Source organism: Yeosuana sp. (assembly GCF_057126245.1).
This window is the reverse complement of the sequence record NZ_DBNGMQ010000087.1, coordinates 13,941-27,280: the sequence shown is the minus strand read 5'-3', so window position 1 is coordinate 27,280 and position 13,340 is coordinate 13,941. Positions and strand designations below refer to the sequence as shown.

Genomic DNA, 13,340 nt, shown 5'->3' with positions numbered 1-13,340 from the left:
ATTAGATATTACTCAAAGAATAGGAAATGATTAATGTCATTATAAATTTTAGTAGGGGGATAAACAAATTTAACTGAATCAGAAAAGATTAACAATCAATTTGAGGAGCATACTTATCAAGACTATGCTCGTATTTAAAACTCCTTACTTCTGTTAAGGTGTTATGTTCAGCATCATAAACTACCTCAACAAAGAACTTATCTATGGCATAACAGTTAATGCGAATGTCTTTAGTAATGATTTTAAGAATATTATAAATAATAAAAATACTACAAGTTAAAATTTAAAAAACCTTCTCCCTTTATGCACAATATAGAATATGTGACTAATCAAATAAATTTACATATCTAAGAGAAGGCCTTAAAAATTAAATTTCTTATAAAGGATAGATAAAAAAAAGAGTAATCCTTCCCAGAATTACCCTTTTTTAGAATTAGTCACATCTATATTTATTATTGACGATAAATAAAAGTATTTTTTTTTATAAAAAAGATGACTTTTGTTAGGTTCTGAATTGTAAGTAATAGAGCATTAAAAAAGAGAACCGTTCTAAGAAGAACAATTCTCTTTATAGCTATTCATTAAAACCAACCAATAAATAACATTACATAATACTACAAAAGAAGGTTTTTTGTAATGATTAAAAAATGACTTTTGTTAGGTTATGAATTGTAAGTATAGATTATAAAAAAAGAGAACCGTTCTAAGCAGAACAATTCTCAATTTCACGCTATTAATTAATAGGGGGCTATCATTAATAAACATTACAAAGTAAGCAGTCTTTTATTTGTTGAAATATGAGAAATATCATTCTTTTATACCTATAATTAAGTAGTTCAACTGTTTTATACCCCACCCCATTTCCAGCGCCGAGTAAAATAATTGCTAAGATGCGATGTAATCTCTGTAAGGTTTTTAGTGATTTGACCTACCCCCCTAAATCATACTGCAATCTCAAATAGTTGTTGTTATTGAATGAAATTATAAAACATGATTATCTCATGTGAGAAACCTTCATTCTACATCAATTAATTATAAAATAATTGTAGTCAATTAAGTTAAAAAAACTTGATTAATCAATATGATGAATTATACATATTGCATAAGACTGGAATCTGTTTTGTATAAGGATTAATACTTTACGTTAACCGTTAATTATTATACATTTTTATTTAAGATAGTCCCAATGTAATTATAAATTACTTTCTGAATATTTTCTGAATAATCATTAATGCACAATACTATAAATAATCTAAGGAAGAATGTTACGGAATATGGTATCGCCAGAATTAAAAATGTATAAAAAAAGAGAACCATCTTTAGCAGAATAATTCTCTTTATAACTAACCAACCAAACTAATCGATTACAAATAAAGATATATTTTATTGATTATGCACTGACTTACAATATGTTGTGTCTATTTTCGTATTAAGTTTATTTATGTTATTTTTCTTATAATAATTATGCAATAAGCTTATAAAAAAAAGAGAACCACCTTTTGAAGAATGATTCTCTCATTGCTATTAATTAACTTATATCAAGTTTAAGAATAGTACAAGGTACATTTGATAAATTGACTACACATTAACAAATGTTAATGACTTAAAATTACTCAATTTGAGTATTGTATATCCTACTTTTATTTTCTATACTTGTAATGCTATTAATTAACCAACCATTCGAGAATTTAAATTATGTCTAATTGGAAAAAATTCCGTTAGGCATTTTTTAATGCTGCTTTACTACTTTTAGAATACACCTATTATAGTGAAGCATCAGATAGTACAGATAAAGAGCGTGGCAGACAAACTAAAACAGCACCATTAAAACTGACTTTCATGCTCGATGCAAAATCGTTATTTTAATATAACTAAAAAAGTAATTTTATTTCAAACCAAATAGTCAAAAAGGAAACTGAAATGAGCTAAAATGAATATAGAAAAGAAATAAAACAGGTAATAATAGCATAATACCAATATAAAAAAAAACACTCCATAATGTCCTAAACTTATTACCTGCACTTCCCTTTTTAATACCTTTTTTATATCCTACAATTATCATATAAATCGAAACAACCAATAAAATAGAAGAAAAAATAAATCCTTCTAAGTTAAACGTGTACATATTTGCGATAAAGCAGTCGATAAATAGCATATTCTAAAAATAGTCAAATATCTTTTCATTTAAAACCGACTTTCTAAATTTTATTTAAAAACCTCAAAATCAATAAAAGATTGCCAAAACAGCACTATAAGGTACAGCACAACTGCGATAATTGAAACAACCAAAACAGTTATCGCAATCCATTTTATGTATTTTTTATTCATACTTCAATATACTGTTAATAATTTAGCGTTTACTTTTATGCAATCTCTTATAATAACATAGTTAGAAGTTCAAAAACTTCATAACAGATTAAGCCAATAACAACCATAACTAAACCCAATTTAATTAGTTTATAAACTAATTGAAGTCATTAGTTCATCTCAATTAGGAAATAAACAAATATTACAATACATAAGATAAGTAATATCAATACTGCATTTATAGTTCTTTTCTGAGATTTGATTTGTTTAGATAATTAAATTACTTTTTATCATCTTTTTTCGCGTCTCGATATTCTATAAATTTTACAATTGCTAAAATCACTAAAACTGCACCTGTAATTATGCCCATTATTAGGATATTATCCAATATGAACTCAAATATTTTTGGCTTGTTAGGTGGATATTGTATTAAGTTCATTTTTTTACCGTATTGAAACTATTTAAAACTTTGGCGCATATTTATCCAGAATATGCCCATATTTAAAACCAACAGTTAACATAAATTCTGGATTAAGCCAATAAAAAGGAAAAGCCATATCTTCATGTTTTAGGCTTTTAGCAAGACCATATTTTAAATTTTTGTAAACTAAAAATTCATTATTTTCAGTTGGTTCTAATCCGGGTAGAATTTCTGAGCTAGGATTTCGTTGTAGTAATAAAATTTTTGCTTCATTAAAATTTTCTGCGTATGAATTAGGCAGATTGTCTAGTCTAATTTTGTAATCTTCATTAGTCCTTGTGCTATTGAATTTATCTATTATTTCCTTATCTGAATCTAAGATATATGGGTATTTTTCCGTATTCAGCCTTAACCATAGATTTTCCATATATTTTTAAAATTATTTTTTAGCGTAGCGGAGAAGATTCCTTGTTTCCCTTTTAAATAAATAAAAAAATCAAATTTTCGGCGTGTTCAAAATACTAAATATTGAAATCTCCCCTACGATAAAAAATTTATTTTGTACAACGGTTTGGTTAAACTGTGTTTAATACAGTTTAGGTTTTGTTATGGGCTGTATTATTTATTCTTTATCTCATTCAAAATATCCTTGATATCCCCTAGAATATCCAGAATTTGTTCATCATTTGTTTTTGTCTGGCTAATGTCTATTCTGTTTATAGATACCAGCAATTCTCTTTGGTGTAAGACTTTCTCCTTAAAAGCTGAAGAGTCAACAATGCCGATCAATTCCATATCACTCCCTTGAGGATTACTCTGCCCTGCAGTTTCAATTTTCAGGATCCGTAGATCAAGATACCTTAGTAAAGGATTGTCTATAAACGTCAGATCCTGAATGTTTTCTAAGGGTATCGTTTTCTCAACTTTGAAAAGCACACCCTTTCTAAACTCCAAGTGCCTATCTGTTAATTGGCATTTAAGATTTTCATAAAAGCGTCTACTGATATATTGGCCAAGTCCAAGAAACCAAAAAATGAGGAAGGGTATTCCTACCACAGAGATCGTCATGATAAAGGCGATTACCAATAACATATACGTCCTAATCCTAGGATTAAATTCTGCTTGTTGTATTAAAGTTGATCCTAAAGTCATTTATAGTTTTTTTTATTGTCCATAAGGTATTTGTGTATGGTTTCATTGCGTGAAAATCCGCGAGGATTTTCAGATTAATAAACTAAGATAATAAAAGTGCGAAGATTAATATAATACGTATTGAATTTATCACTAACAATTGGATATAGACAAATGCCTATATCTATATACTATTACACTAATATATTAAAGTTCAAAAAAATCGTACTACCCTATTTATTAAGTACAAATTAAAAATAAACAAATATTATAAATTAAATGGCTTAGAATATTTGTTAAGACTATGACCGTATTTAAAACTTCCTTATTACGAGTCAAAAATTTATAAGTTAATTTTGGTAGACTAACTTTTGAAGAAGCAAAAGCCATATTTCTATACTTTGTTAAAAAACAATTTACTTTATTTTTACATTAAGTTTTCTCCCTACTTCTTTTAAAGGCGCTATGCCCTCTTCGGGTAAAGAATCAATCAAGACTTATCCATTTATTTTTGCATGAATAAAAGAAAAATAATTTAAATAGTAGTTTGTAATAAATATTAGAGTATTTTTTTATTAATAATACAGATGCTAATAGTGAATATACTCAACCATATTTGCAGGATATATTCATCTTTTAGGTATATTAATAGTGTGGGTATAGCTACTAGTAAACATACCTAATCGCTGGGCACAATGATTCGCTGAACAAAACCTTCAAACTCCAATGAAGAACAACGAAGAACCATTGAAATGATAACTGACTATGGTAATATGACTATTGAGTTATACAATGAAACTCCATTGCATCGTGACAATTTAATCAATCTTGCTAAAAATGGTGCTTTTTACAGCCTCCTTTTTCATCGTGTAATTAAAGATTTTATGATTCAAGGAGGAGATCCTGACAGCAAAAAAGCTAAGCCTGGTGATACACTTGGTGAAGGAGATGTACCTTATGTTATAGATGCTGAATTTAACCGAAATTTATTTCACAAAAAAGGTGCATTGGCTGCAGTGCAATATGGCAATCCAAAAAAGCATCTTCGGGAATGTAGTTTTATATTACTGAAGGAGGGGTTTACAACGATAGCCTACTGAATAAATCCCAAGAAAGAACTAACACGCTGATGGCGCAAGATTATTTTAAAAATGACTCCAATAAAAAACCAATCCTTGACTCAATACAAAAGTCTATTAATGACGAGAATTGGGAACGAGTCACTATGTTTTCCGATAGCATATTAAAATTAGCTCGTTCAGAAGAAAGTTTTGAGCAATACAGCATTCCAGAAGACCAAGGGAAAGTTTATAAATCAATAGTATGTATACCAGATTTAGATCAAAATTATACTGTCTTTGGTGAAGTCATTAAAGGTATTGAAGTGGCAAACTCTATTGCGAAAGTCCAAACAGATTCTTTCGATTGTCCAACTAGTAATTTAAGAACACTAAAGGTCAAGGTGATTGAAAAAACTAGGAAATCTCAATAACACTAAAGAACTTTTCGAAAATATTTTAAGTGTTAAGTTATTTTAAGAAACTGTGCCCAACGCCGTGATTAATTCGTTGCTTTGGCAAGTGCTTATTTTGAAAATTCCTTATGAATTTCCTCTGGTTCGTTCCATTTTTTCTAAATTAGTTGATTAATCAAAGGTTAGCGCTCTTTTGTGATGTCTGATTTTCCTTCGGAAAAACTCGCACACAAAACCGCACTATTCTTATAAAAAAGCGTTATAAACAAGTTTAAATAATGAATTATAATATTATGCAATCACACAAATTAATTTCGGTTCTTATAATTCTTGTTGTTTCTTCATGGAAGAGTTCTAGTCAAGAAATTAATTATGGCTCAAATCAAGGGAAGTACGTCACTCTATATGATACGAATATTTATTATGAAGAATATGGTAGTGGGATACCATTATTATTATTTCACGGTGGATTCGGCTCAATTCACGATTTTCAGCAAGTCATCCCCAATTTATCAAAGCATTACAGAGTTATTGCAGTGGATAGTCCGGGACACGGAAGATCCCAACAAGCAGATTCTTTAAGTTTTGACTCAATGACTGATTATTATTCAATAATGATTGACCAGTTCAAATTGGATAGTGTTTCTATTATTGGATATAGTGATGGTGGTATTACAGCATTACATTTAGCTGCAAAGAGACCTGATAAAGTCAAGAAAATTATTGCTTCAGGAGTAAATAGTAGAATGGATGGCATAAACGCTGAAGTCCTTGAGTATTTGAAGCTCATTAATCCAGCTTTTATAGAAACCCATCAAAAAGAATGGTTAGCAGATTATAAAAGTAAATCTCCTGAAAAGGATAAATGGAAAAAATACATTACTGATATAACCAGAATGTATTCTAAAGATGTGTTAATTACAGACCAGATACTTTCTAATATACGTGCAAAAGTATTACTTGTTTTTGGGGACAGGGACGTTATTAAACTTGAGCATGGCATTGAATTATTTCAAAAAATTTCTGGAAGTCAATTATGTGTTTTACCAAACACACCACATGAAGTTTTTAGTGAGAGCCCAGAATTAATAAGTAAAATTGGGATTGAGTTTCTAACAAAATAGAAAATTCTAAATGAACCAGTCTATAACAGTTTATAAAAATAATCTCTAATGAGAATACAAATCAAATTAGTTGCATTAACTTTTATGATTATTTTTAATTAACTATTTTTATAACCAAATAAGCACGCTTACCTCTATTAATTTAACTCTATATCTACATAAACAGGCAAGTGATCTGAAGGATATTTACAATCTTTACTATCGCTTAAAACAGCATATTTATTGACGTTTACTCTAGGACTAACAAAAATAAAATCGATGCGCCTAGTAACTGGTTCGTTAAAATTAAAGCCGTTGTATGTACCTGTTGGTCCAAATACAATTTTAGAAATTTCTTGAGAGTCTTTTAAATAGGTTTTAACATACTGAATACTTTCGTGAGCGGCTTCCATATTAAAATCGCCCATAAGAACCACTGGAAGGTTATTTGTATTAATCTCTTTTATTTTTTTAATAATCAAAATTGCACTGTTTTTTCTCGCTTCTGCACCAACATGATCAAAATGTGTATTAAACACCCAAAGCTTCTTATTCGTTTTTTTTTTCTTTAGTAGGGCATACGTGCAAACCCTATTACATACAGCATCCCAACCCATAGAAACGTTTTCTGGTGTATCAGACAACCAAAACGTTGATGATTTTAAAACCTTAAACGTCTTTTTATTATAAAAAATAGCTGAATACTCTCCTTTGTCCTTGCCATCATCTCTGCCAACACCAACAAAATTATAATCTACCAGTAAACTATCCATATCCTTCATTTGATTGGGAAGTACTTCTTGAACTCCCAAAATATCTGGGGTATAGAATTTTAATTGATTAATGAAAAATGGTTTTCTGTTTGTCCAGCTATTCTCTCCTTCCTTTGGATAATCTAGTTTAATATTATATGTCATGACCGAGACGTCTTGAGCATTTATATTCATCAAGAAAAAAAAACAAATGACTGCTAAGAAATACTTCATTTTAAATTGGTTTTATTCAACAAAAATAATACTACTTTTTTCTGAAATACCACTTTCATTAAAGGATTCTACTTGCATATAGTACGATTTATTGTTGTATAAGGCTCTTAATTCATAATTTGGGTTGTCATACATTAATGCCGATAAATTTAATTTATCCTTCACGATACCCCAATAAATCACATATCCTATTGCACTTTTGTCTTTCTCCCATACTAATTCGGCATTGCGCCTATCTGCTAATCTTGTAATTTTTAAATTGGACGGTCGCTTAGGAACATCTCCATATCCGTTACCAAACACTCCAAATTCTGAAATTGACAAGTAATTATTAGTACAATACACATGATTGTACCGAATATATTTAACATCTACAGCGTCTTTTAACTCTATATAGCTATGAGGCATATCCTTTTTGTTTTCAGAATAATCTGCAATAGTGTTCCAATTTTTACCATCTAAAGATGATTGAATCACAAACTGTTGCCTTAAATCATCCGGCCTACCAAAAATGTCACTATTAAAATCTTGAAAGTTGATTTGAATAGCTTTTACATTCATCTTACTTTCTAAATCAATTTCAACATAAATGGAATCGTTGTTAGACTGCGACACCCAACACGAACGAATTTCTTCATCATTAATTTTAAAAATATCAAACTCTTTAATTTGTTCTTGCATGAAGCCAGATTCACTTTCATCAACCACATTAATATTTTTTTTACCAATGGAGAATTTGTTTTCACAGGCTTTTTATAAGACAGTAACATCCAGCCTGTAAAACGTTCTTTGTGCTGTTTCATTATGGTGTTTGGCAAATAATGCGGATAATCACCATAAGCTGTATTAACATACATTTGTCCGTTTTCTTCAAATCCTGCCCGGATACATTCCAATACGTCGTTCAAATTTATAATTTACAGATATTGCCATAGTTAAATAATGCCAATAATTTTCATTAATATCCTTCACAGTACTGCCATGGCCAGCCCCTTTTAAAAATCCGCCGGGTCTATAAGAAATAGGGTTGTAAGGTGCATATTCAAAAGGTCCTAACGGATTTTTACTCGTGTAAACACCATCAGCATATATATTCCATTGCGTACCGGGTGCTCCATATTCCAAATAATAAATACTATCATGTTTTACCATCCACGGGCCTTCAGTATAGGGTGCTAAATCAGATTTGTGATCTTGACCAAAACGTTCCCAACCGTGCGCATCTGGATGAAGGGTAAACAAATCTTTTTGGTCTCCAATTGGAATATAATAATTATCAGCATCTAATTCCACAACTCGAATCGGCCACAAATTTGAAGTTTCCTCATACAAATACACGTTATCATCGTCATCAACAAACAAATCGGGATCTTAGATGCCACCGGGAATATCTATAACAGCATAATTAGTTTTCCAATCACCTAGCTCAGGATTATCAGTTTCAATCACAGTACCACTTCCTGAGGGATCGCCATAGACTACTATTTTTCCGTCTTTAACTACAGCAGCAGGCGCATTGCACCCATTAAAATACCAACTTTGAGGTTTTATAAAAGTCCAATTACTCATATCATCAGACATCCAATAGCCATGAGAACGGGTCACAAACATGAAATACTTTCCTTTAAAATTTACAACGGCAGGATCTGCACCAGAGCGATAAGACACCTTATTCTTGGCTCTGTAATGCGACATATTGGAATAATCTATATCTATAGGGTTGCAATAGGTTTTAAATGATTTCTTAGTGTCTGAAGGGATTGAAACTTGCTCTGTTTTTTGTTCCTTTTCTGTATGACAAGAAAAACAAAACAATACAATTAAACACATAAATAATTCTTTCATTATTATAACTTTTTATCTGTATTGGTCATTGGGTCATAATAAACACCAGAATGTCCACGTAGTTTTTCAAATTGTTTATAGGCTCTTTTTATTGATTCTGTTGGAGCTTGTTCAAATTCTTTTTTTGTGACTTTATATAATTCTTGGAGAGAATCTAGTTTTTGATGCAAGCTAACTTCAATCTCATCATACTCAGGATTATCAATTTGATTATGTATTTCTTTCGGGTCTTCTTCCAAATCATATAATTCCCATGTATCAATATCATCATAAAAGTGCATCAATTTATAACGCTTAGTTCTTACCCCATAATGCTTTTTTACCATGTGAAATGCGGGATAATCGTAATAATGATAGTAAATAGCATCACGAAAATCATCATCATTCATTTTTCCTTCTAACAACGGACGGAATGATTTTCCCTGCATATCTTTAGGAATTTCAGTTTGGGCATAATCTAAAAACGTCTCTGCGAAATCAAGATTTTGAGTCAGTCCCTTAACTACCGTTTTTGGCTTAATATGGTTTGGGTATTTTATCAATAGCGGCATTGCAAGTGATTCTTCGTACATATAACGTTTGTCAAACCATCCTTTTTCTCCTAAATAAAAACCTTGATCGGTTGTGTAAATCACAATGGTATTTTCTTCCATTCCATGTTCTTTAAGATAATCTAACATTTTACCTACACTTTCATCGACAGCTGCTATTGTTGACAAATACTCATGAAGATAGCGCTGTCCCTTCCATTCTGCCAGTTCCTTTCCTGATAAATGCGCATCATGAAATGCATCATTTTTTAATTGATATGCTGCTTCCCATATAGCACGCTGCTCAGGTGTCATTCTATCAAAATCGTTCGTCCATGGATTCCATGCTAATACAGGACTTCCTTTTCTTTTCGTCATCTTTAAATCATGACCTTCATACATATCCTTATAAATGGTTTGTAATTGATCTTGTGAACCTAATGATTCGTCATGATTCGTGAAATAAGTTTCTGGTAAAGGGAATTGAATAGTGTCATATTTATTTAAATGCCGTAATGCTGGCATCCAATTTCTATGGGGTGCTTTATGATGCAACATTAACATAAATGGCTTATCATCATTTTTTACTTGATCTAGAAATTCAATGGCCTGATTGGTAATGATATCTGTAGCATAACCCATGACGTCCAATGTATCAGCTTCCTTTCCATTTTGCCCTTGGTATATAAAAGTGGGATTATAATAATGTCCTTGTCCCTCAATGATTTTCCAATAATCAAATCCTTGAGGTAATCCACCTAAATGCCATTTACCAACAATTCCAGTCGAATAACCTACTTCTTGAAGTAATTTTGGAAACGTCTGTTGACTACCATCAAACTTATCTCCATTCATTCTGAACCCATTTACATGACTAAACTTCCCTGTTAATATGACGGAACGACTGGGGCCACATATAGAATTAGTGCAGAAATTATTTTGAAACAATGCACCTTCATATGCAATGCGATCTATATTTGGTGTTGGCGCCAATTTACTAATGGGATGACCGTAGGCGCTAATAGCTTGTTTAGCATGATCATCGGCCATAATATAAAGAATGTTAGGTCGCTTTGGTTTTATGTTTTCATCAACTGATTCTATTTTATTATTACAAGACTGAATCCCTAGTAACAGAAAAAAAAACAGGCTGTATTTATAAATAAATTTCATCTGAATTTAACTAATTGCTTTATTAAAAATATTACTTCACTAACTCAAATGTATATTTTAGTGATGCATCAGAATTTGTTCCCACAAACACCTCAAACTCTCCTGATTCCGCAACAAAATCCAAATTAGAATTATAAAACTTCAAATCTTCAACAGTTAATTTAAACGTTACGGTTTTAGTGTCTCCTTTTTTGATTTCAATTTTCTGAAATCCTTTAAGTTCTTTTACAGGTCTTGTTAAAGAACCAACTAGATCTCTAATGTATAATTGCACGATTTCTTTTCCGTCATAATTACCTGAATTAGTAACATCAACAGACACTTCAATAGAACCATTTGTATTAAGTTGATTTGAACTTAACTTCAAATTGCTATAGCTAAACTCCGTATAGCTTAACCCATAACCAAACGGGTATAAGGGTTCATTACGAACATCAATATAATTTGATTTAAATTTTTCAAACGTACCGTCATTATTCCCTAAGGGGCGTCCTGTATTTTTATGATTGTAAAAAATTGGCACCTGACCTACATTTCTTGGAAACGTAGCTGTTAATTTCCCTGAAGGGTTTACATCCCCAAAAAGCACATCAGATATTGCTAAACCTGCTTCACTACCAGGAAACCAAACATTTAATATTGCTGGCACATGTTCATTTTCTTCAGTAATTGCCAAAGGTCTTCCTGTAAATAAAACCAAAACCACTGGCTTTCCTGTTTTTAAAAGGGCATTTAATAAATCTTTTTGAACTTGTGGAATTTGAAGATTAGTTACACTACTACATTCGCCACTCCTTTCGGCTGTTTCCCCTAAAGCTGCAATAATAACATCTGATTTAGAAGCAATAAACAAGGCTTCATCCAATAGTTGTTTGTCGGTTCTTCCATCACGAGGTATTGCTTTACCAAACATGGTTATTCTTTTTTCGTATTCCAAATCATAATCAACATTACTCCCTTTAGCGTTTAGTACCTTGGTTTTATCTCCAGCTACGCTTTTCAAACCTTCCAATAAAGGGATAGATAGATTTTGTTTTGTGGCTACACTCCATGTTCCAGCCATATTAACCGCTGTATTTGCTAAGGGCCCGATAAGTGCAATGGTTCCAGATTTTTTTAACGGTAATAAATTGTTCTCATTTTTAAGAAGTACCATTGATTCGGATGCAACTTTTCTAGCAAACATTCTGTTTTCAGGAGTGAAAACTTCGGTCTTAGATCGATTCAAGTCACAATATTTGTAAGGATCATTAAATAAACCTAATCGGTATTTTGCTGTTAACATGCGTCTTACAGCTGTGTCGAGGTCACTCATAGATATTTTTCCATCTTCAAGAGATTGTTTCAATGTTTTAACAAAAGCAGCAGGAATTGCTGGTGAATCGCCTGCCATGTCCATATCTACGCCTGCTTTTAAAGCTAACTCAGCTACTTGGTATTTATCTCCCATACCATGAGGAATCAATTCATAAAGTCCAGTGTAGTCGGTCACAACAAACCCATTAAAACCCCAATTGTCTCTTAGCAAATCTGTTAGCAACCATTTATTTCCTGTTGCCGGAACGCCATCAATCTCGTTAAATGATGCCATTACAGAACCTACTCCCGCATCAATAGCTGCTTTGTAAGGTGGTAAATATTCATTATACATGCGTATTCTGCTCATGTCAACCGTGTTGTAATCTCTGCCTGCTTCAGGAGCGCCATATAGCGCAAAATGTTTTACGCATGCCAACATGGTGTTGTTCTTGGTTAAATCGTTCCCTTGAAAACCTTGTACCATGGCTTTGGCTATTTCGCTTCCTAAAAAAGGATCCTCTCCAGAACCTTCGGAAACACGCCCCCAACGTGGGTCTCTTGAGATATCTACCATAGGAGCAAACGTCCAGTTAATGCCATCGGCTGTGGCCTCTTTTGCCGCCATTTGTGCTGTTTGCTTAATTAACTCTAAATCCCATGAAGATGATAGTCCCAATGGAATTGGAAATGTTGTTTGATACCCGTGAACAACATCCATTCCAAAAAGTAAAGGAATCTTCAATCGACTCTTTTCAATAGCTATTTTTTGTACTTCATAAATCTTTTCGACAGATTTAATATTGAATAAGCCACCTACTTTTCCTTCTTCTATTTTTTTAGCAATATTTGAGCTTTGGGCTTGGCCTGTTGTAATATCTCCAGAAACAGGAAGATTAAGCTGGCCAATTTTTTCATCAACAGTCATTAAATTCAATATAGAATCTACTTTTTCTTCAAAAGGATTATTGTTAGAAAACGTATCTGATTTCTTTTCATTTGAATTACATGCTACGATTAGTAATACTGTAATGCTTAATAAAGCGTATTTAATATTGATTAGTCTATTCATTA

General features: G+C 31.6%; 12 protein-coding genes. 3 read left to right on the top strand and 9 right to left on the bottom strand.

Annotated features, from left to right (window positions below; genetic code table 11):
- Positions 1–2,587: 2,587 nt before the first annotated feature.
- The 3 genes from AC15TD_RS11875 to AC15TD_RS11865 all read right to left on the bottom strand — a co-directional run bounded on the left by AC15TD_RS11875 (position 2,588) and on the right by AC15TD_RS11865 (position 3,880).
- The gene (locus AC15TD_RS11875; RefSeq protein ID WP_484452368.1) at positions 2,588–2,746 is read right to left on the bottom strand and encodes a hypothetical protein; all 159 of its coding nucleotides are present in this window, start codon (positions 2,744–2,746) and stop codon (positions 2,588–2,590) included.
- Between the two features lie 22 nt (positions 2,747–2,768).
- Complete coding sequence (locus tag AC15TD_RS11870) at positions 2,769–3,155, bottom strand: hypothetical protein (protein WP_484452367.1); 387 nt, start codon at positions 3,153–3,155, stop codon at positions 2,769–2,771.
- Positions 3,156–3,346: 191 nt separating this feature from the next.
- A complete protein-coding gene (locus AC15TD_RS11865) occupies positions 3,347–3,880 on the bottom strand; it encodes a PH domain-containing protein (RefSeq protein WP_484452366.1) in 534 nt (177 codons plus the stop codon).
- Between the two features lie 731 nt (positions 3,881–4,611).
- Here AC15TD_RS11865 and AC15TD_RS11860 point away from each other — a divergent pair.
- The 3 genes from AC15TD_RS11860 (at position 4,612) to AC15TD_RS11850 (ending at position 6,457) form a co-directional block, all read left to right on the top strand.
- A complete protein-coding gene (locus AC15TD_RS11860) occupies positions 4,612–4,959 on the top strand; it encodes a peptidylprolyl isomerase (protein ID WP_484452365.1) in 348 nt (115 codons plus the stop codon).
- Positions 4,960–4,988: 29 nt separating this feature from the next.
- The gene (locus AC15TD_RS11855; protein ID WP_484452364.1) at positions 4,989–5,351 is read left to right on the top strand and encodes a peptidylprolyl isomerase; all 363 of its coding nucleotides are present in this window, start codon (positions 4,989–4,991) and stop codon (positions 5,349–5,351) included.
- Positions 5,352–5,626: 275 nt separating this feature from the next.
- The gene (locus AC15TD_RS11850; RefSeq protein WP_484452363.1) at positions 5,627–6,457 is read left to right on the top strand and encodes an alpha/beta fold hydrolase; all 831 of its coding nucleotides are present in this window, start codon (positions 5,627–5,629) and stop codon (positions 6,455–6,457) included.
- Positions 6,458–6,594: 137 nt separating this feature from the next.
- Here AC15TD_RS11850 and AC15TD_RS11845 read toward each other — a convergent pair whose 3' ends face one another.
- From AC15TD_RS11845 to bglX, 6 genes are all read right to left on the bottom strand, one after another.
- Positions 6,595–7,422 (bottom strand): endonuclease/exonuclease/phosphatase family protein, encoded by an 828-nt coding sequence (locus tag AC15TD_RS11845; protein WP_484452362.1) that lies wholly within the window; start codon positions 7,420–7,422, stop codon positions 6,595–6,597.
- 12 nt (positions 7,423–7,434) lie between these two features.
- On the bottom strand, positions 7,435–8,103 hold the full coding sequence (locus AC15TD_RS11840) for a discoidin domain-containing protein (RefSeq protein ID WP_484452361.1): 669 nt from the start codon (positions 8,101–8,103) through the stop codon (positions 7,435–7,437).
- Between the two features lie 189 nt (positions 8,104–8,292).
- On the bottom strand, positions 8,293–8,784 hold the full coding sequence (locus tag AC15TD_RS11835; RefSeq protein ID WP_484452360.1) for a family 43 glycosylhydrolase: 492 nt from the start codon (positions 8,782–8,784) through the stop codon (positions 8,293–8,295).
- A gap of 9 nt (positions 8,785–8,793) precedes the next feature.
- Positions 8,794–9,267 carry a hypothetical protein gene (locus tag AC15TD_RS11830; RefSeq protein ID WP_484452359.1) on the bottom strand — a complete coding sequence of 158 codons (474 nt, stop codon included), beginning with the start codon at positions 9,265–9,267 and terminating at the stop codon, positions 8,794–8,796.
- Positions 9,268–9,269: 2 nt separating this feature from the next.
- The gene (locus AC15TD_RS11825; protein ID WP_484452358.1) at positions 9,270–10,970 is read right to left on the bottom strand and encodes a sulfatase family protein; all 1,701 of its coding nucleotides are present in this window, start codon (positions 10,968–10,970) and stop codon (positions 9,270–9,272) included.
- Between the two features lie 31 nt (positions 10,971–11,001).
- The gene (bglX, locus tag AC15TD_RS11820; protein WP_484452357.1) at positions 11,002–13,338 is read right to left on the bottom strand and encodes a beta-glucosidase BglX; all 2,337 of its coding nucleotides are present in this window, start codon (positions 13,336–13,338) and stop codon (positions 11,002–11,004) included.
- Between the last annotated feature and the right edge of the window lie 2 nt (positions 13,339–13,340).